This is a genomic window from Variovorax sp. RTB1 (genome assembly GCF_035018765.1).
GTDB lineage: Bacteria > Pseudomonadota > Gammaproteobacteria > Burkholderiales > Burkholderiaceae_C > Variovorax.
Genome location: NZ_JASJXG010000013.1, coordinates 76284 through 95790, shown reverse-complemented (window position 1 = coordinate 95790; position 19507 = coordinate 76284). Strand labels below are relative to the sequence as shown.

General features: G+C 64.8%; 20 protein-coding genes. 6 read left to right on the top strand and 14 right to left on the bottom strand.

Features of this window, described 5'->3' with window-relative positions; translation table 11 throughout:
* Nucleotides 1-211: 211 nt before the first annotated feature.
* A complete protein-coding gene (locus QN397_RS11070) occupies nucleotides 212-1552 on the top strand; it encodes an MFS family transporter (protein ID WP_323500861.1) in 1341 nt (446 codons plus the stop codon).
* A 10-nt stretch (nucleotides 1553-1562) separates the two neighbouring features.
* Here QN397_RS11070 and QN397_RS11065 read toward each other — a convergent pair whose 3' ends face one another.
* The 4 genes from QN397_RS11065 to QN397_RS11050 form a co-directional block, all read right to left on the bottom strand.
* A complete protein-coding gene (locus QN397_RS11065) occupies nucleotides 1563-2330 on the bottom strand; it encodes an SDR family oxidoreductase (RefSeq protein WP_323500860.1) in 768 nt (255 codons plus the stop codon).
* A 42-nt stretch (nucleotides 2331-2372) separates the two neighbouring features.
* Nucleotides 2373-2630, bottom strand: a complete 258-nt coding sequence (locus tag QN397_RS11060; protein WP_323500859.1) for a hypothetical protein — start codon at nucleotides 2628-2630, stop codon at nucleotides 2373-2375.
* 138 nt (nucleotides 2631-2768) lie between these two features.
* The gene (locus QN397_RS11055; protein ID WP_323500858.1) at nucleotides 2769-3767 is read right to left on the bottom strand and encodes a hypothetical protein; all 999 of its coding nucleotides are present in this window, start codon (nucleotides 3765-3767) and stop codon (nucleotides 2769-2771) included.
* An 88-nt stretch (nucleotides 3768-3855) separates the two neighbouring features.
* A complete protein-coding gene (locus QN397_RS11050) occupies nucleotides 3856-4668 on the bottom strand; it encodes a class I SAM-dependent methyltransferase (RefSeq protein ID WP_323497614.1) in 813 nt (270 codons plus the stop codon).
* 175 nt (nucleotides 4669-4843) lie between these two features.
* Here QN397_RS11050 and QN397_RS11045 point away from each other — a divergent pair, with 175 nt between their 5' ends.
* The 3 genes from QN397_RS11045 to QN397_RS11035 all read left to right on the top strand — a co-directional run bounded on the left by QN397_RS11045 (nucleotide 4844) and on the right by QN397_RS11035 (nucleotide 7796).
* On the top strand, nucleotides 4844-5401 hold the full coding sequence (locus QN397_RS11045; RefSeq protein WP_323497615.1) for an OsmC family protein: 558 nt from the start codon (nucleotides 4844-4846) through the stop codon (nucleotides 5399-5401).
* 13 nt (nucleotides 5402-5414) lie between these two features.
* Complete coding sequence (locus tag QN397_RS11040) at nucleotides 5415-6434, top strand: AraC family transcriptional regulator (protein WP_323497616.1); 1020 nt, start codon at nucleotides 5415-5417, stop codon at nucleotides 6432-6434.
* A gap of 168 nt (nucleotides 6435-6602) precedes the next feature.
* Nucleotides 6603-7796 (top strand): DNA polymerase IV, encoded by a 1194-nt coding sequence (locus QN397_RS11035; RefSeq protein WP_323497617.1) that lies wholly within the window; start codon nucleotides 6603-6605, stop codon nucleotides 7794-7796.
* A gap of 41 nt (nucleotides 7797-7837) precedes the next feature.
* Here the strand turns inward: QN397_RS11035 and QN397_RS11030 are convergent, their stop codons facing one another.
* From QN397_RS11030 to yaaA, 7 genes are all read right to left on the bottom strand, one after another.
* A complete protein-coding gene (locus tag QN397_RS11030) occupies nucleotides 7838-8926 on the bottom strand; it encodes an acyltransferase (RefSeq protein ID WP_323497618.1) in 1089 nt (362 codons plus the stop codon).
* Between the two features lie 94 nt (nucleotides 8927-9020).
* Entirely contained in the window at nucleotides 9021-9707 is a 687-nt protein-coding gene (locus QN397_RS11025; protein ID WP_323497619.1) for a hypothetical protein, read from the bottom strand.
* Nucleotides 9704-10075, bottom strand: coding sequence for a response regulator (locus tag QN397_RS11020; protein ID WP_323497620.1), 372 nt, complete (start codon nucleotides 10073-10075; stop codon nucleotides 9704-9706). Before QN397_RS11020 ends, QN397_RS11025 begins: the two co-directional genes overlap by 4 nt.
* 70 nt (nucleotides 10076-10145) lie before the next feature.
* Nucleotides 10146-11003, bottom strand: a complete 858-nt coding sequence (queF, locus tag QN397_RS11015; protein ID WP_323497621.1) for an NADPH-dependent 7-cyano-7-deazaguanine reductase QueF — start codon at nucleotides 11001-11003, stop codon at nucleotides 10146-10148.
* Nucleotides 11000-11911 (bottom strand): alpha/beta hydrolase, encoded by a 912-nt coding sequence (locus tag QN397_RS11010; protein WP_323497622.1) that lies wholly within the window; start codon nucleotides 11909-11911, stop codon nucleotides 11000-11002. The genes queF and QN397_RS11010 overlap by 4 nt, the downstream gene beginning before the upstream one ends.
* Before the next feature lie 9 nt (nucleotides 11912-11920).
* Complete coding sequence (locus tag QN397_RS11005; RefSeq protein WP_323497623.1) at nucleotides 11921-12772, bottom strand: 2OG-Fe(II) oxygenase; 852 nt, start codon at nucleotides 12770-12772, stop codon at nucleotides 11921-11923.
* Nucleotides 12769-13554: a peroxide stress protein YaaA gene (gene yaaA / locus QN397_RS11000; protein WP_323497624.1), complete on the bottom strand. Its 786-nt coding sequence runs from the start codon at nucleotides 13552-13554 to the stop codon at nucleotides 12769-12771. The genes QN397_RS11005 and yaaA overlap by 4 nt, the downstream gene beginning before the upstream one ends.
* A 57-nt stretch (nucleotides 13555-13611) precedes the next feature.
* On the opposite strand from yaaA, the gene QN397_RS10995 reads away from it, so the two are divergent.
* Together QN397_RS10995 and galU are read left to right on the top strand one after the other, a co-directional pair.
* Nucleotides 13612-16521 carry a valine--tRNA ligase gene (locus tag QN397_RS10995; protein WP_323497625.1) on the top strand — a complete coding sequence of 970 codons (2910 nt, stop codon included), beginning with the start codon at nucleotides 13612-13614 and terminating at the stop codon, nucleotides 16519-16521.
* A gap of 118 nt (nucleotides 16522-16639) precedes the next feature.
* Nucleotides 16640-17530, top strand: coding sequence for a UTP--glucose-1-phosphate uridylyltransferase GalU (galU, locus tag QN397_RS10990; RefSeq protein ID WP_323497626.1), 891 nt, complete (start codon nucleotides 16640-16642; stop codon nucleotides 17528-17530).
* Nucleotides 17531-17549: 19 nt separating this feature from the next.
* Here the strand turns inward: galU and QN397_RS10985 are convergent, their stop codons facing one another.
* The 3 genes from QN397_RS10985 to QN397_RS10975 are packed head-to-tail and all read right to left on the bottom strand — an operon-like array spanning nucleotide 17550 to nucleotide 19499.
* Nucleotides 17550-18644: an SGNH/GDSL hydrolase family protein gene (locus QN397_RS10985; RefSeq protein WP_323497627.1), complete on the bottom strand. Its 1095-nt coding sequence runs from the start codon at nucleotides 18642-18644 to the stop codon at nucleotides 17550-17552.
* Nucleotides 18645-18649: 5 nt separating this feature from the next.
* Nucleotides 18650-18877 (bottom strand): sulfurtransferase TusA family protein, encoded by a 228-nt coding sequence (locus QN397_RS10980; RefSeq protein WP_323497628.1) that lies wholly within the window; start codon nucleotides 18875-18877, stop codon nucleotides 18650-18652.
* 49 nt (nucleotides 18878-18926) lie between these two features.
* Nucleotides 18927-19499, bottom strand: a complete 573-nt coding sequence (locus tag QN397_RS10975) for an NUDIX hydrolase (protein WP_323497629.1) — start codon at nucleotides 19497-19499, stop codon at nucleotides 18927-18929.
* Nucleotides 19500-19507: the final 8 nt, after the last annotated feature.

Here is a 19507-nt window from a genome sequence, read left to right as displayed (position 1 = left end):
CCAAGCGAATACAAGGCCCGCCAGCGCCGACAAAAAGAAGTGTGCCGGGGCGATGGCCGACACGGTTTCAAGGTTGGCGACGCTCAACGGCCCCGCCGACCACCGCCACCGCCCTGCCAGCGTCCGCCGAACGTTCCACCTATGCTGACGGCGAGAGGAATGCGCTTCGCGCCGACAGCGCCGCACGCATGATCGGCACAGAATAAGCAGCATGAGCACCGCCATTCCGCCGGCTTTCAAGGGGTCCACCGAGCCCGTCGCATACACCGAACCCGACTACACCGCCGCCGAAAAGCGCCACCGCATCTTCGCGATCATGGCGGCCTCGTCCGGCAACCTGGTCGAATGGTTCGACTTCTATGTCTACGCTTTCAGCGCGCTCTATTTCGCGCCATCGTTCTTTCCCAAGGCGGACCCGACCGCACAGTTGCTGAACACCGCGGGCGTGTTCGCGGCGGGCTTCTTGATGCGGCCCATTGGCGGGTGGCTCTTTGGCCGCGTGGCAGATCGCTACGGTCGCAAGAACTCGATGGTGATCTCGGTCACCATGATGTGCGCCGGCTCGCTCGCCATCGCATGCTTGCCGACATACGCGCAGATCGGCGCATGGGCTCCCTTTCTTTTGCTCGTGGCACGACTGTTCCAGGGACTGTCGGTCGGTGGCGAGTACGGCACCACAGCGACCTACATGAGCGAGATTGCGCTCAAGGGCCAGCGCGGCTTCTTCTCTTCGTTTCAGTACGTGACGCTCATCGGCGGGCAGTTGCTGGCGGTGTTGGTGGTGGTGATCCTGGAGCAGTTGCTTAGCGAGGCCGAACTCAAGGCGTGGGGCTGGCGCATTCCCTTTGCGATCGGCGCCATCACCGCGGTCATCGCACTGCTGCTGCGTCGTACGCTGAAAGAAACGCAAAGCGCCGAGGCACGTGGCAATAAAGACGCGGGCTCGCTGGCCGGCCTTTTCCGCAACCACAAGGCTGCGTTTTTTACCGTGCTCGGCTACACGGCCGGCGGCTCGCTGATCTTCTACACATTCACCACCTACATGCAGAAGTACCTGGTGAACACAGTGCACCTGCCGATCAAGACGACCAGCTACATCATGACGTGCGCGCTGTTCGTCTACATGTGCATGCAGCCCCTGTTCGGCATGCTGAGCGACCGCATCGGACGACGCAACAACATGCTGCTTTTCGGCGCGCTCGGCGCGCTCGCCACCGTGCCCATCCTCACCGGCCTGCAGCATGTGACAAGCCCGGTGATGGCCTTCGTGCTCATCATCCTGGCACTGGCGATCGTCAGCTTCTACACGTCCATCAGCGGCATCGTGAAGGCCGAGATGTTCCCGCCTGAGGTGCGTGCGCTGGGTGTCGGCCTGGCTTACGCCGTGGCCAATGCGATCTTCGGCGGTTCGGCCGAATATGTTGCGCTAGGTCTCAAGTCACTGGGTCACGAGTCGGCCTTCTATTGGTACGTGACGACGATGATGGTCATCGCGTTCTTCGTGAGCCTGCGCCTGCCGCGCACCGCGAGCTACCTGCACCACGATCACTAGCGCCCATACCTCAACCACGGGTAAGCCGCAGCCCGGCGTCGAGCAAGAGCACTTCGCCTGTCGTCTTGGCCGCGCCGGCGCCCAGCCACCATGCCGCGTCGGCGACATCCTCCGGCGACATCACCGCATCGAGTGCCGAGCGCGCCTTGTAGCCCTGCACCGTCTGCGCATAGCGTTCGGCGCCAAGCCCGTTCTGCAGCCACGGCGTTTCGACCAGTCCCGGCGCGATCGCGTTGACGCGGATATCGGGGCCGAGCGCACGCGCCAGTCCCACGGTCATCGCATTAAGTGCGCCCTTGCTCGCCATGTAGGCGATCGATGATCCCGTGCCCATCAGGCCCGCGATCGACGAGACGTTGACGATGCCGGTCACCGGGTTGCGCTTCAACAGCGAAACCAGTGCGCGGCTCATCTGGTATGGGCCGATCACGTTGACCGCGTAGATCCGCTGGAAGTCTTCTGCATCGAGTCCGTCGAGGTCTTTCAGCGCGACGAACTTGGTGGTGCCGGCGTTGTTGACCAGCACGTCGGCGCGACCGAAGCGGGCATCGACCTCGCTGGCCAGCCGCCGGCAATCGGCGTCGGACGAGACATCGGCCTTGACGACCAGCGCATCGACGCCGAGTCCCCGGCATTCGTCTGCGACCGCCTCGGCTGGCGCCGCGTCGCGCGAGTAGTTGACGACCACGTCCCAGCCGTGCCCGGCGTAGAGCCGCACGGTGGCAGCCCCGATGCCCGACGACGAGCCGGTGACGACGCAGACTTTTCGATTGCCCATGAAATATGCCTTTTTGTTCGGTTCGATTTTCGATCTGCGAATTCAGCGACCCAGCGCCGGCACCCGCGAAGACAGCGGCGGCGGTCGGTAGTCCGGCTGCAGATGGCAGCCTTTGCCGAAGCCTGCTTCGTACTGAGCGCACAGCGCCGCCACCTTTTGCGGCGACGGCTTGTCGCCCTTGTCGATCCAGTCGAGCAACGCCGTCATCAGCGCCGGGTATTCGGCATCGCTCAGGTAGCTGTGCTCGGCCTCGTCGGCGAAAGTCTGCACCAGCCACTGCGAGGCACCGGCGCTTTCCACGATGTCGCGGTACGTGCTTTCAAGCTCGACGAAGGCGGTCGGGTCGTGAATGGCGTGGAGCGTCAGAACCGGCAGGCGGAGACGCCCGGTAGGCCGGCTGTCTTCAGCCAGTGCGCCGACGGCTTGCGGATCGGCCTCTTAGCGAAGCACGCCGGCGTTGAGCGCCGCATCGTCGTCGGAACCGCTGTAGACCACCTTCGCGTTGCCGAAAGGATTGCGTCCGCCGAGACGCTTTTGCGTCAGGTCCTGGAAGAGCGAAGTACCCCATTGCAGGTGCGACAGCAGCGTGCGCTCCGGCACTTTCACCACCGACAGAATCGTCTTCAGATGCGCGGCTTGCTCGGGGCTGCGTTGCGCGGCTGGCAAGCCGACGCCGGTGCATTCCTTGACCCGCGCAGCCAGGTCGGCGCGATGCATTTTCGAGTCGAGCGGCAGTCCCATCCAGAGCGGGTATTGCACCTCGTCGGGCCGTGGATGGTTGCGGCATACGTACTGGTAAACCACACGCAGATCGAGCCGGAACTCATAGGCGTTGCCGCCACCGCCCAGCACGCCGCTGGTGAGCAGCACACCGTCGTAGGCCGGCTGCAGTTCAGATGGCGCGCCGGGTGTTGCGCCAGCTACCGGTCCATAAAGTTCGGCACCTTTTGCCGCAACGCCGCCGCCGTAGCTCTGTCCATGCAGGATGGTGCGTCGCGGCTGGCCGAAACGCGCGATGAAAATCTTGCGCAGCCGCTCCGTGTCTTCTGCCGCCATCGTCACGCCGTAGCCCCCGCGCCGGTAGGTCGAGCCGGCCCATGCATAGCCGGCCTTGACCATGACCGACCAGCGTTTCAGGTCTTCGGCACCGCGCTCCAGCGTGGGGGCGCCGGTCTCCGGGCCGCCGTGCGAATGCATGACAAGCACGCGATTCCATTGCGCGGGGATGGCGATCCAGTAGAGCGCGCCTTCGGTGTCGCGCCCGGTGTAGCACTGCGCATCGGTTGGCACGCTGGCGGGGCAGCCGGCGGATCGGGGCGGCACCGGCTCGGCGGCGTGCGCGACGCCGACCGCGGCAAAGAGCGCAGTGGTCGCGATCAGGGCGGGAACGCAACGCGCAACGATCGTGCGCATCAGCAGTCGAAAGGACAAATTCAAAGTCTCACTCCAGAGGATCGCGGTCGCTACCGCGAGCCACTGTAACGTCGACCGCGCCCGGCCGGTTCGATGCAGCGTCAGCGCCGTCTCAGCGCCGCGTTAGCACCACTTCGAGGTATTCGCTCGGCACCACGAGCGAGCGCGGCCCGGCGACGTTGAGCCGCATCAGCAACTCCGTCAGGTCTGTCTCCAGCGCCGCCGCACTCTCCGCGGGCAGCGCGCCGAAAGCCTTGTGCACCGGCCCATACCAGGTACGAAACACCTCGATGAAATGCGCAGCCGAACGGTAGCGAAAGTTGAACATCCGCTTCGTCGCCACGATGCCCGCGGCACGTTCGCCGAACAGCGAGTTCAGATGCGACTCGACACCCCACAGCGATGGCGGCTGCAGCCCGGATGGCGGCGGCACGTGGCGGCCCAGCACCTTGAAGAGTTGGCCGATAAAACCTTCCGGCGTCCAGTTGGCCAGCCCGATGCGACCTCCGGGCCGACACACACGCGCCATTTCCGAAGCACTCTGCGCATGGTTGGGCGCGAACATCACGCCGAAGGTCGAGACCACTGCGTCGAAGCTCGCGTCTTCGAAAGGCAATGCCTCGGCGTCGGCGGTCTGAAACGCAACGTCGAGCCGCTCGGCCTTCGCCCGCTCGGCACCGCGTTCGAGCAACGAGGCGACGTAGTCGGTCGACGTCACCTTGCAGCCGCGGCGCGCCGCGGCCAGCGTGGCGTTGCCGTTGCCGGCGGCCACGTCGAGCACCCGCTCGTCAGTGCACAGGTCGCAGGCTTCGGCCAGTTCCTCGCCGACGATCTGCAGGGTGGTGCCGATGACGGCGTAATCGCCGCTGGCCCACGCGGTTTTCTGGCGGCTCTTCAGGGCATCGAAGTCGATGGGGGTGTTCATATCGGTTCTCCTTTAAGGAGGCCCACTGTCGCGCCGCAAGCACCGTCGAGTCCTGCCCCGGCGTCGCTCGCGACTGTCCGATCGTCCGCGCGACGGCATAGGCCGAGGGGCCGATGGTCAGAGCCGACTGCTATCGACAAAATCAAAGGTCCCGCTCGAAGCGGAAGGAATGACCATGGGCGCAGACACCGTCTCCGACAACATTGCCGACTCGATCGCGGCCGCGCTTGAACGCGTCGAAACCGTGCTGCGGCGCCGGCCCGACAAAGGCCTTGCCGACGACGCTCCCGCGACCGCCGAGTGGCAAGGCCGCACCCGCGTCGTCGCACGCCATGCCAACGGCAAGGAGATGGCGACCGACATGCCGAAAGAGCTGGGCGGTACCGGCGATCAGGTCAGCCCGGGATGGCTGTTCCGTGCGGCCATAGCATCGTGCGCGGTCACATCCGTCGCCCTGCTCGCGGCGCGCGAAGGCGTCGCACTCGACCAGCTCGAAGCCCGGGTCGAGAGCACGTCCGATGCCCGCGGCATGTTCGGCATGGTCGAGCTCGACGGCAGGCCCGTGAGCGCGGCGCCGTGCGACATGCGATTGCACATCCGCATCGCCGCGCGCGGTGTGTCGAAGGCGCGTTTGCGTGCACTGGTCGAGACCGGCTGCGGGCAATCGCCGATCCCTTGCGCCGTGCAGATCGCATCGCCGATGTCGCTGCACGTCCAGGTGGACGACGCGTGATGGCCGACGAATGATGGATGCGCTATCGGAAACCCTGCGCGTGGTGCGGCTGGTAGGCGCCATCTTCATCAACGCGCGCTTTACCGCGCCGTGGTGCTATCAATCACCGCGTGCCGACACGGTGGCGCCGCTGCTCGAACCAGGCGCCGAGCGAGTGGTCATCTTTCATCTCATCACCGAGGGCGAGTGCTTCGTCGAAATGAACGGCCAGCCGCCGGTGCGCCTGGTCGCCGGCGACGCGGTGCTGTTCCCGCATGGCGACGCCCACCTCATGACGTCGCAGCCCGGGCTGCCACCGGCCACTGGCGGCGGGCGGCTGGCCGAAGTTCTTTCGCGACGTCCGGGGCAACTCGCCTATGGCGGCGGCGGTGCGCGCACGCGGTTGGTTTGCGGCTATCTGGCGTGCGATGCGCGTCTCGCCGCGATGCTGTTGCAAGGCCTGCCGTCGCTGGTCAAAGTGAACGTGCGCGGCTCCAGTGCCGGCACCTGGCTGGAGGCCTCGGTGCGTTACGCGCTGGCGGAGGCTCGGTCGCCGCGGCCCGGCGGCGCCGGCGTGCTCGCCAAGCTGGCCGAAGTGCTGTTCATCGAAGTGCTGCGGCTCTACGTGAACCAGCAGGCCGAAGGCCGCACCGGCTGGCTCGCCGGCGTCGGCGACCGCATCGTCGGCGCTGCACTCAATGCGCTGCACGCGAACCCGGTGCAAGCCTGGACGCTCGACGAACTGGCCCGCGCCGCGACCACCTCACGGTCGGTGCTGGCCGAGCGCTTTCAGCAACTCGTGGGCGCCTCGCCGATGCAATACCTGACGCAATGGCGCATGCTGCTCGCGGCCAATCTGCTGTCGCGCAGCAATGCGCCGTTAGCGAGCATCGCGCAAGACGTCGGCTACCAGACCGACACCGCCTTCAGCCGGGCGTTCCGTCGCGAGTACGGCGCGCCACCGGCCGCCTGGCGGCGCATACAGTCGGGCCGCGCGCTGCCCATTCGGAGTCAAGCCAAGGCTCAACTCGCCGCCCGCCACAGCGCCGGATAGTTGCGCACGAAGCCGTCGGCGGTCACGCCGAGCAGCGCGTCGGCAGCATGTTGTCACTGCAGCGAAAATCGATGCACTGTGACTCCCGCGACTTCATCCAATTCACCGACACCGACCCTTACACCTACACCGTCGCCACCGCCGATTCGCCGTATCGCGCATCTCGACATGGACGCCTTCTTCGCGTCCGTCGAACTGCTGCGCTACCCGCAGTTGAAGGGCTTGCCGATGGTGATCGGTGGCGGCCGGCGGCGTGTCGACGAAGCGCTGCGACAGGCGCAGGGTGAAGGCGAACACAGGCGAGAACTGGCGCTGGACGAGATCCCGGTCGCCGCGTTTCCATTGCTAAAGGACTATGTTGGCCGCGGCGTCATCACCACCGCCACCTACGCGGCGCGGCAGTTCGGCGTCGGCTCTGCCATGGGCATGATGAAGGCCGCCAAACTGTGCCCGCAGGCCATCGTGCTGCCGGTCGATTTCGACGAAGTGCGGCGCTTGTCGCGGCTGTTCAAGGCCACGATCCGCGAGATCGCCCCGCTGGTCGAAGACCGCGGCGTCGACGAGGTGTATGTCGACTTCACCGAAGTGCCCGGTGGCCAGCGCGAAGGCGGGCGGGTGCTGGCACGGCTCCTCCAGAAGACGATTTTCCAGGCGACCGGCCTGACCTGCTCGATCGGCGTCGCGCCAAACAAACTGATCGCCAAGATGGCGAGCGAGTTCGACAAGCCCAACGGCATCTCGATCGTCTACGAAGAAGACGTCCAGGCCAGAATCTGGCCGCTGGCCGCACGCAAGGTCAACGGCATCGGGCCCAAGGCGGATGCCAAGCTGGAGAGCCTCGGCATTCGCACCGTGGGCGAGATCGCCGCCAAAGACCGCGACTGGCTCATCGCCAATTTCGGCAAGGCGAGCGGCGCCTGGATGCACGAGGTGTCGTGGGGTCGCGACGACCGGCCCGTCGTGACCGAGAGCGAGCCGGTGTCGATGAGCCGCGAGACCACCTTCGAGCGCGACCTGCACGCGGTGCGCGATCGGGCGCAGCTCGGCACCATCTTCACGCAGCTCTGCGAGAAGCTGGCCGACGACCTGCAACGCAAGGGCTATGTCGGCAAAACGATCGGCATCAAGTTGCGCTACGACGACTTCAAAATCGCCACGCGCGACCAGACGATGGTCGCCTTCACCGCCGACGGAAAGACCATTCGTCAGATCGCCGGCCAATGCTTGAAACGGGTGTCGCTGGAACGCCCGCTCCGGCTGCTGGGCGTGCGCGTAGGAACTCTGGCTCTCGCCGCCTCAGCGACAGCGAACCGGCCGCGCACCGACGACGACCTCGCCGCCCGTACGCCCTCACTCTTTTGACGTGTGCAGCGCGCGCGCAGGCGACACAGCAAGCCTCCGACTCAGCGCAATGCGGGATCTGCGGCCATCCGGGCCGGCTTTGCGGGCGACAGCGCCCTGAGCGTCGGCCGCTCGATCCACAGATGAAACAGCACCGAAGTCGCAATGCAGGCGGCAAAGATGCCGACGAATGACAGCACCATGCCGGAGCCACCGCGCAACCCGCCGGCCACGGCGAGCTTGCAGAGCACCGCGATCAGCGGGAAGTGGATCAGGTAGAGCGCATAAGAGGCATCGCCGAGCAGCGACACGAAACGATTGCGAAATCGCTCGGGCCAGCGCTGCTCGGCCTGGACCAGGGCCACGATCAGGGTTGCGCCGCACAGCCCATAGCCGAGGTCGAGTGCGGGCTTTGGCCAGGCGTCACGGAACACCACTTCCATGGCACCCACCGTGAAAAACGCGCCAGCTGCCAGCACCGCCGCGAGCATCGGGTGCGGCATGCGCCAGCCGCTCTGGACCACCCACGCCGTTGCGCCACCGATGCCGAACAGCAGCATCAAATCGTTGGCGAAAAACGCGCCCGGAAAGGCTTGGCTGCCCGACAAAACGTGCCAGATGAAGTTTGCTGCGAACAACACGACGGCACCAGCGAAGAACAAGCGATGAACGATGGCAAGCCCGACAACGGCATAGAAAATCAACTCGTATTGCAACGACCAAGCCACGATGATCACCGGCGCACCGGTGCCGCCCACCACCGCCGGGTCTTGCGGCAATAGGAGAAGTGCTTTCACGAGAACCCCAGCGGCAGTCGGCATCGCATCGCGCAAGGCAGGAACCGTCAACGCCAGCAAATACACCCCGGCAAAGACGAAAAGATAGGTGGGGTAGATGCGAACAGCGCGCTTGCGCAAGTAGGAGACCAGGCGCTCGGGCACGCCGAAATCCTTGCGGTGCATCAACACGATGATGAAGCCGCTCAGCACGAAAAAGAAGGCCACGCCAGCGGTGCCGCCGAAGGAGCAGAACCGCTCGATGGATGCTGCGTCAGCGCCGAAGTACTTGTCCTTGGCAAGGTTGGCCGCCAGGTGAAAACAAACGACAAGGATCGCTGCAACCGCACGGCAGGCCTGGATGGATTGATACATCTTGTAAGGCTAACCGGCTTCAGCCTGGAACGGCACGCCAAACTCGGGGACTGGCCTGCGATCAGAACAGGAAGTCGTTTGCTTCGGCGCCGGCTCAGCCGGGCGCGAGCACCAGCCGCACCGAGTCCGGCGCGACGGAGACCGCATAGCCAAGATCATCGGCGAGCGATTGCATTGCTATTGCATCGATGGCCAGCGCCCGCGGTGCGCGATGCGCATCGGCCACCCGATCGGCGATCTCGGCGGAGCGCACGGAGGCTGTGAGCTGCAAGGCGTTCGCACCGTCGGCGCTCACGGCAATGCTGCCGACCTCGTCCACGCTGTCGTGCAGGTGCGCCATCGCGCCCAGAAAAAGGTAGCGCAACGCTGCACCGTTCGGCCAACGTGGCTCGTCGGCCGGTGCTGTCGCAGCCTCGAGCGACGGATCGATCTCGATGCGCACGCCGTTCAAATCGAACGCGGCGCGCATCAGGCCGATGCACTCGGCGACCAGCACGCTGCGCGTGATGCCGTCGTCGTCGATGGCGAGCTCCCAGTCGCGCAAGGAGCGCACGCCGATGACCAATTCGCCGATCTGGTTGTCGATGAGAGACACACGCTGCTCCACGGCCGCAGCGTCGATCTGCGGCGCGGCCACTTGGCGCTTGAGCATCAGCAGCGCCATGCGTATGACCGACACCGGCGCGGCCATGTCGTGCCGCAGGGCGGGCAACGCGCGCGTCAACAGTTCGTGCCGCACCCCGGCGGCGATCCAGCTGCGGGCGCCCGGCGAAGCTTTCATCGAGCGGACGCGGGGCGCGCAACCGCCGCCGCGAGGATGCGGTCGAGCGCGTCGAAGTCGATAGGCTTTTGCAAGTAATGGTCGAACAGGCCGGCCGCACCTGTCGCATCAGTGGCCGCGAAGCCCGAGATGGCGACCAGCATCAGAGGACGGTTGCCGGCCTCGACGCGCAGACGCCGTGCTACCTCGGTGCCAGGCTGGTCCGGCAAGGTGAGATCGATCAGCGCCGCATCGAACACTTCGGTGGCCGAAGCATCGAAGGCCTGCTGCGCGGTGTAGGTACATCGCGCCGTATGGTCCTGCAGCGAGAGCAACTCCTGCAAGAGGTCGGCAGCGGGTTCGTTGTCGTCGACGATCAGCACGTTCACTGGGGCAATTCCTGACACACAAAGCTAAAGAGTATCGGCGCCCCGGCAGACCGGTGATGTAGGAGCGTGGCTACTGCCGCGCAGTGCGCGCATTGGCCGGCAAAGCCTGCGGCCAGCTGGTGCGAAACGGATTGATGTCGAGCCCGCCGCGCCGCGTGTAGCGTGCATACACGGCGAGCTTGGTCGGGCGGCACTGCCGCAAGATGTCGGTGAACATGCGCTCGACGCATGGCTCGTGGAATTCGTTGTGATTGCGAAAGCTCACGATGTACGCGAGCAAGCCCGCCTGTTCGATCGGCGGCCCGCTGTACCGGATCTGCACGCTGCCCCAGTCGGGCTGGCCGGTGACCAGGCAGTTGCTTTTGAGCAAGCGGCTGGTGAGGGTTTCGGTCACTGCCATCTGCGTGACGTCGCTGGTGAGAAGCTCCGGCGCAGGCTGGTAGTGCGTGCACTCGATGTCGAGCCGGTCGAGGTTGAGGCCGTCGAGTTCATGCACCGGCTCGGTGTCGAACTGGTCGGGCGCGATGAGCTTGACGCCGATACCCTCGATGCGATCGCTGCCGCGCCACAACGCCTCGGCGACGTCGGCACGCAGACGCTCGCGCACCGCGTCGGCCGTCGCGAACGTGCTGCCGTTGAAGCTGTTGAGGTAGAGCTTGAACGACTTGCTCTCGATGATGTTGGGCGTCTCGCACGGCACCGTGAAATGCACGATGGCGAGCTGCGGCTTGCCGCGCGGGTTGAGCCAGCTCAGCTCGAAGGCGGTCCACAGGTCGGCGCCGAAGAACGGCAGCGCGCCGGGCTTGATGCCCATGGCTTCGCGCTGCGTGGCGCGTGAGATCGGGAACAGCTGCGTCGGGTCGTACTGGTCGACGTAGGCCGACGATTTGCCGAGTTGCGATTGAGCGGCGGTGTTGTCGATCGTCATGCTGCAGCCCTGCTGGTCTCGGTCGACTTCATGAACGGCACCATATGGTTCAGGAGGATCTGCTGCACCTCTGGCGGCAGGTCGTGGCCCATACCCGGAACGGCCACGAACTTCGCGCCCGGAATGCGGCGTGCGGTGTCGACGCCGCAGGGCATCGGTACTAGCGCATCGGCATCGCCGTGCAGCACGAGGGTCGGCGACTTGATGCTCGGCAGCAGCTTCTCGCGGCCAGCATCGGCGCCGATCGCCAGCATCTGTCGCACCACGCCTTGCGGCCGGTAGGCGCGCCGGATGCCGGTCGCGATGCGATCGGCCAACACGGCATCTGGCTGCGGATAGGCGGGACTCGCAATGAGCTTGACGAGGCGCAGGCTGTAGCCGACCAGATCCGCCTCGGTCTTGCCGAGCGGCCGACGCAGCAGGGCTGCACCGACATCGCGCCGCGGACCCGGCAACCCGCGCGCGCCGCTGGAGCTCATGATGCTGACCAGGCTCAGCGTGCGCGAGGGCGCGATCGACGCCGCGTGCTGCGCGATCATCCCGCCCATCGACGCGCCGACGATGTGCGCCCTGGCGATACCGAGTGCGTCGAGTACGCCGATCGAATCGGCGGCCATGTCCTGCAGCTTGTATGCGGATTGGACCGGCAGGCCGAGGCGCTGCCGGATGGTTTGCCAAATCAGGTTGCCGTTGCCGGCCGACTCGAACCCCTGGCTCAGCCCGATGTCGCGGTTGTCGTGTCGCACCACGCGAAAGCCGGCATCCACCAGCCCCTGCACGAAGGGCTCCGGCCAGCCGATCAATTGCATGCCGAGGCCCATGATGAGCAAGACGACGGGACGATCGACATCGCCCTGGTTGCCGGTGTCGTCGACTTCGATGTTCAGTCCGTTGGCTGTCAGTTTCATTGGATGGTTTCAGGTGAATTCGCGTTCGCGCAACCATTTGGTCGCGACCCACTTTTCGCCCATCAACACCGGCGCGCCGCCGTGTAGCGTGCGGGTGGCGGGATCGGGACTGTCGTAGCTGAAGAAGACGCCGGTGCCGGGCAGCGGGGCCACTTCGAGGCCGACATCGGGAAAGGTGGTGGCGCCGCCCTGCTCCGGCGCCTGCAGATACATCAGCAGGGTGCCGACGCGCTGGCCGCCGCGCCGAAGAATGGTCGGCGTGCCGGGCTCGGACGGATCGAAATAATCGTAGTGCGGCCGGTACTGCGCGCCCGGCGAATAGCGCAACACCTGCAGCCCTTCGCCGAATTCGAGCGGCCACTGCAGCAATCTGGCGATGCGCTTTTCGAGCCGCGCCACGATCTCGTTTTCGCCGCGCTCGAAGAACATGCCGTCGCTGGTGCGATCGACGTTCATCACTTCGCCGCCCGTCTGCGTCTCGACCGTGAGCGAGCGCACCAGCCGCACGCGAGCGATGGCGATGAGCGCGTCGCACTCTTCTTGCGACAGCAGATTGCCGAAGACGACCACGCGCGGATGACGCATCGTCTGCATGATCTGCACTTGCCGGTCGCCAGCATCGACGTGGAGCGGCGAGCCTTCCAGATTCGGGCCGGGCAATGCTTTGGGTCGGTCTTCACTCGCGCTGCGCTCGATGGGAGCGGCGCCGGCAAGCGCAAAGACCTCGGCCAGCGCAGCCTCGGCTGCATCGTCCTGCCAGCCGGCATCCCGCATAGAGATGCGCAACGCGGCCGGCGAATGGCCGATCGCGAGTTGGGCCACTACCCACGCGCGCAGTTCGGGGCTGACCGGCTGGGTCACGCGGTCTTTCTGCGGAAAACGAGCCGCTCGGGCGACGACACGGCTGCGGCAAAACCATAGCCTTCGAGATCGAACTTCTCCAGCGCTCGGGGCGTGGCTGCCGTGTGCAACACCGCCCAGCGCGCCATGAGGCCACGCGCCCGCTTGGCGAAGAAGCTCACGATCTTGTACTTGTCGGCTTTCCACTCTTCGAAGACGCACTCGACCACGCGTGCGCTCAGCAAGCGCAGATCGACCGACTTGAAATACTCCTGCGACGCCAGGTTGACGACCACCGGCGTGTGGTCTGCCGCCAGCCGCTCGTTCAGATGACCTGCAATGCGCGGGCGCCAGAACGCGTACAGGTCCTTGCCGTGCTTGTTGACGAGTTGCGTGCCCATTTCGAGCCGGTAAGGCTGCAACAGATCGAGCGGCCGCAGCACGCCGTAGAGCCCGCTCAGGATGCACACATGGTCTTGCGCCCAGGCCAGTTGCGCCGTGCTCAGGGTCTTGGCACCGAAGCCGCCGTACACATCGCCGTCGAAGGCCAGCGCCGCCTGTTTGGCGTTGGTCGGCGTGCTCTTGCTCGACCATGCGGTGTAGCGCGCCACATTGAGCGCCGACAGGTTGTCGGAGAGATGCATGAGCTCGGCGATCTGCTGCGGCGATTGGGTGCGCAGAAGCTTGATGAGTTCGACCGAAGGACCGCGTGGCCCTTCGAAATGCGGCAGGGTCGCGGGCACATCGGCCGGCACCGGCGTGACGTAGTCGAGCGACTTGGCGGGGGAGAGCAAAAACAGCATCGTTCAATTATCTGCGGCAGCGATGACCCGACGGGGCGCCGGTAAAATCGATGATCCATGAGCGAACTTTCCCCCATCGTCCAGCCCGGCCTCGACAGCCTTTCCAAATCCTTCGAACCCACGGCCATCGAGGCCCACTGGGGCCCCGAGTGGGAACGCCGTGGCTATGCCAAGGCCGGCTTTTGCGGCACGCAGCAAGCCAAGGCGGGCGCCGACGCGTTCTCTATCCAGTTGCCACCACCGAACGTGACCGGCACGCTGCACATGGGGCATGCGTTCAATCACACGATCATGGACAGCCTGGCGCGCTACCACCGCATGAAGGGCGACAACACCGTGTGGGTGCCGGGCACCGACCATGCCGGCATCGCCACGCAGATCGTGGTCGAGCGGCAATTGCAGGAACAAAAGCAGAGCCGCCACGAACTGGGCCGCAAGAACTTCGTCGCGCGTGTGTGGGAGTGGAAGCAAAAGTCGGGCAACACCATCACCGAGCAGATGCGCCGCATGGGCGATTCGGTCGACTGGAGCCGCGAATACTTCACGATGGACGAGGGCCTCTCGACCACCGTCACGCAAACCTTCGTGCAGCTCTATGACCAAGGCCTGATCTACCGCGGCAAGCGCCTGGGCAACTGGGACCCGGTGCTGAAGACCTCGGTGAGCGATCTCGAAGTGGAGAGCGAAGAAGAAGACGGCTTTCTTTGGCATATCGCCTACCCGCTCGAAGACGACAACGGCACACTGACGGTCGCGACCACGCGGCCTGAGACGATGCTCGGCGACACCGCGGTGATGGTCCATCCGGAAGACGAACGCTACAAGCATTTGATCGGCCAGCGCGTGAAGCTGCCGCTCGTGGACAAACTGATCCCGATCATCGGCGACGACTATGTCGACAGGGCCTTCGGTACCGGCGTGGTCAAGGTGACGCCCGCACACGACTACAACGACTATGCGGTCGGCCAGCGGCACAACCTGGATGTCATCAGCGTGCTGACGCTCGACGCCACCATCAACGACAACGCGCCTGAAAAGTACCGCGGCATGGACCGCTTCGTGGCGCGCAAAGCCGTGGTCGCCGACCTCGATGCGCTCGGCCTGCTGGTCGAGGTCAAGAAGCACAAGCTGATGGTGCCGCGCTGTGCCCGCAGTGGCGCCATCGTCGAGCCGATGCTGACCGACCAGTGGTACGTGGCGATGACAAAGGCCGGCGCCAACGGCCGCTCGATCGCGCAGGAGGCCATCGACGTGGTGAAGTCGGGCGAAGTCCGCTTCATTCCCGAGAACTGGGTCAACACCTATGACCACTGGATGGAGAGCATTCAGGACTGGACGATCTCGCGCCAGTTGTGGTGGGGCCATCAGATTCCGGCCTGGTACGACCAGGACGGCAATGTGTACGTGGCGCACGACGAGGCCGAAGCGCAAGCCAAGGCCGACAAGGTCGCGCCGGGCAAGACGCTCACGCGCGACGAAGACGTGCTCGACACCTGGTACTCGTCGGCGTTACTGCCTTTCTCGACGATGGGCTGGCCCAACGTGCCCGACGCCACCGAAGCGCCGCTGGCCGACTACAACCTCTACCTGCCTTCAAGCGTGCTGGTCACGGGCTACGACATCATCTTTTTCTGGGTCGCCCGGATGATCATGATGACCAAGCACTTCACCGGCCGCGTTCCCTTCAAGGACGTGTACATCCACGGCGTGGTGCGCGATGCGCAGGGCAAGAAGATGAGCAAGTCGGAGGGCAATGTGCTCGACCCCGTCGACCTGATCGATGGCATCGCGCTGCCCGGTTTGCTCGACAAGCGCACGCAAGGCTTGCGCAAGCCCGAGACGGCGCCGACGGTGCGCAAGAACACGCAAAAGGAATTTCCCGAAGGCATTCCGGCCTTCGGCGCCGATGCGTTGCGCTTCACCTTCGCGTCGCTCGCCTCGCTCGGCCGCAGCATCAACTTCGACAGCAAGCGCTGCGAGGGCTATCGCAACTTCTGCAACAAGCTCTGGAACGCCACCCGCTTCGTCTTGATGAATTGCGAGGGCCAGGACTGCGGCCTGATGGAGCACACCAAGGAAGACTGCAAGGTCGGCGGGCCGGCGCATGGCTACCTGAAGTTCAGCCGTGCCGACTTCTGGATCACCTCACAGCTGCAGCGCGTCGAGGCCGAAGTCGCCAAGGGCTTTGCCGAATACCGGCTCGACAACGTCGCCAGCGCCATCTACCAGTTCGCCTGGGACGAGTTCTGCGACTGGTATCTTGAGATCGCCAAGGTGCAGATCCAGACCGGCACCGATGCACAAAAGCGCGCTACCCGCCGCACCTTGATCCGCACGCTGGAGACGCTGCTGCGACTCGCCCATCCGGTGATCCCCTTCATTACCGAGGCGCTCTGGCAGAAGGTCGCCGGCGTGGCCGGTCGCGAAGGCGAGTCGATCATGATCGCCGCCTACCCGGAGAGCCAACCCGGAAAGATCGATCCTGCAGCCGAGGCGCACGTCGCAAGGCTGAAGGCGCTGGTCGATGCCTGCCGCACCTTGCGCGGCGAAATGAACGTGTCCCCTGCGACACGCCTGCCGCTTTACGCGGTGGCCGACGACGCCGAAGGCGCCGCCTTCCTGCGGGACTCGGCGGCAGTGCTGCAAGCGCTGGGCAAGCTCAAAGAGGTCAAGGTTTTCGACGACGAAGCAGCTTGGTCGGCAGCGGCCGACGCGGCCCCGGTGGCCGTTGTGGGGGCAGTGCGACTGTGCCTCCACATGGAAATTAACAAAGGTGAAGAAAAATCACGTATCGCCAAGGAGATCGCCCGGATCGAAGGCGAGATCGTCCGGGTGAATGGCAAGCTCGGCAATGAAGCGTTCGTCGCCAAGGCGCCGCCAGCAGTGATCGACCAGGAGCGAAAGCGGCTGGCCGATTTCAGCAGCACCATCGAAAGACTGCGTGACCAGGTTGTGCGCCTCGGCTGACAGACCGCCCGGCGCTCGCCATTTAGGCTTGGCCCGTGGCTGTTGCAGGCACGTGCGCGCCGGTTAGTCCCTTTCGGTCAGTCTTTCCCTTTCCACTTTCGAACCGACGTCCCATCTCATGTCCAATTCTTCGACCCGCATCCGTAAAGCTGTGTTCCCGGTCGCCGGCTTCGGCACCCGCTTTTTGCCGGCCACCAAGGCCCAGCCGAAAGAGATGTTGCCTGTGGTGGACAAGCCGTTGATCCAGTACGCGGTCGAAGAAGCCTACGCCGCTGGCATCCGCGACATGATTTTTGTGACGGGCCGCAACAAGCGCGCGATCGAAGACCATTACGACACCGCCTACGAGCTCGAGAGCCAGCTCGAAGCCAGCGGCAAGACCGAACTGCTGCGCATCGCGCGCTCGGTCATGCCAGACGACATGACCTGCTCGTATGTGCGCCAATCGCGCATGCTCGGCCTGGGCCACGCCGTGCTGTGCGCCGAGCACCTGGTGGGCGACGAGCCCTTCGCCGTGCTGTTGGCAGACGATTTGATGGTCGGCCCCAAAGACGGCGAGCCCGTGCTGGCCCAGATGACGAAGATGTTCGAGCGCCTCGGCAGCTCGCTGCTCGCGGTGCAAGAAGTGCCGCTCGACCAGGTCAAGCGCTACGGCATCGTGGCAGGTGATTCGGTTGAAGACGGTCTGGTCAAGGTCAACCGCATGGTCGAGAAGCCTAAGCCCGAAGAAGCGCCTTCGCGTCTCGGTGTGGCCGGCCGCTACATCCTGACGCCCGGCGTCTTCGCAGAGATTCGCCTGCAGCCCAAGGGCGCGGGTGGCGAGATCCAGCTAACCGATGGCATCGCCGCGCTGATGAAGAAAGAGGCGGTCTACGCTTACTCGTACAAGGGCGTGCGATACGACTGCGGCAGCAAGGAAGGCTTTTTGCAAGCCACTGTGGAACTGGCGCTGGCGCACCCGGAAGTCGGCGCGTCGTTCCGCGAATACCTGAAGAGTCTCGCGCTCTGAGCTTCGAAACGACGAGTTCCTACTTCGCCGGCTGAACCAGCGGCAAAACGAAGCGTGCGACCTCGTCGTCGCTGATCGGCGTCAGCGGCAGTTTGAATGCCTCGCGCAGTCGCGCCACAAGCGATTGCGCCCACAGCGCGTTGCACACCAACCCTGCATGGTCGTCTGCAAGCAATAAGTTGTGCGGGTCGTCTCCGATGGAGTTGGTCACAACGAAGCTTTTGCCGATGGTCACGGTCTTGAACGCCGGCTTGGGGGCGCCGCCTCGCGTACCCCACCGTTGCACCAGCCAGGCCGCATCGTCGAAGAACGCCGTGTTGGGCTCACTCTCCGCGAGCTTTCGGACTCCGGCGTTGAAACTGTCGAGCGCCTTCCAGATATTGTTTCGCTCGGCTTCCGAAACCCAATTGTTATTTTGTGCCGCGTCGTCCGCTTCGTTCGCGATGCCGGCCACCAGAATGAGCGTCTGCGGGTGCGATTCGTGGATGAGCTTGAGCGTCGCGCCGATCTGCTTGACGCAGCGCGAAGTCAGTTCCGCCAGCTTGGGCGAATCGGGCTCCCGCGACTGCAGGTCGAGCGAACTCGACCAGTCGTTCAGTCCCATGCGGATCAGGACAACGCCGCGCTTCCAGCGCTCAGGCTCTTTGTCCATCAAGGCAACCAGTCGCGGTGCCTGGCGGAATCGCCCATCCATCAAATTAGCGCAGCTCGCACCCGAGTTGGCGAAGTTGTAAAGAAAGTCTTCTTTCTTGGGTGCACGGCCGCCACTTAAACCCAGTGCCTCACGGCCGGTCGCGAGCAAGCCCGAACTGCCCCAGACAACCCATGGACCACTGTCGATTTCCTTGCCACGCAGCTTGTCGAGAACTTCGGTCCAATTGAAGGTTCGCGCATGAAAAGGGCCGCCGCGCTCGCCGGTGCCGGCAGGAAACGCAACGCGGTCCTGGAACGAGTGGCTGTTGGAATCGCCGATGACCGCAAATGGAATGGCGGTCGGCGACACCTTTCGGTTGAGTGCGTTGTCGGGCACGTCCTGGCTCCAGACATTGAAAGCCAGCATCAGGCCGGCCGTGACGAACGCGGCGAAGCCGACGCGACGAAAGCCGGTGCGCATGATCTTCAGCGCCGGCGAATGATGTGGATGAACTCGTCGCCGACCGTCTGCTGTTCGACGAGATCGTTACCCGTTTGCCGCGCAAAAGCCTGAAAGTCGCGCACCGAGCCCGCATCGGTCGCCACCACCTTCAGCAACTGGCCGCTGGCCATGTCGTTGAGCGACTTCTTGGCCTTGAGGATGGGCAGCGGGCAGTTCAGGCCGCGGGTGTCGAGCTCTTTGTGGATGTGCATCGCCGTCTTTCGAGTACGCTGGAAATAGTCTTGCGCGTTGGCACCGATTTTAGGCGGCAGGCATGTCGGACGTTGCGGGCACTGCAGGTGCAGCCGCCGGCTTTGGCCAATCGACGAACTGCGGCTCGATGCCGCGCGTGCGCAGCCAGTCGGCCAATGCGTAGCCGGTGCCCGCGGGCCAGCAACGCAAATTCGGCAGATCGTAGAGCCGGTAGTCGACCAGTTCGGGCGACAACGACACCTCGCCATCGGCTACCGCGTGGTACGCGATGATGATCTGGTTCATCCGCTGGAAGTCGTACACGCCGACCAGATTGAGTTCGGTCGCGTCGAGGTTGGTCTCCTCCTTGATCTCGCGTGCGATGCCTTCTTTTGGCGTCTCGCCGGCTTCCATGAAGCCGGTGATGAGTGCGTACATCTTGCTGTTGGTCCAGGCCGCGTTGCGTGCCAGCAGCACCTGCCCACGGTATTCGATGATGGCCGCGAGCACGGGCGTCGGGTTGTTCCAGTGCGTGTGGCCGCAGTTGGGGCAACGCAGGCGCGACTTGGGGCCACCGTCTTCGTTCAGCGCAATCCACTCGAGTGGCGTGGCGCAAACCTGGCAAAACTTGGGATCTGGCATGGGAACCT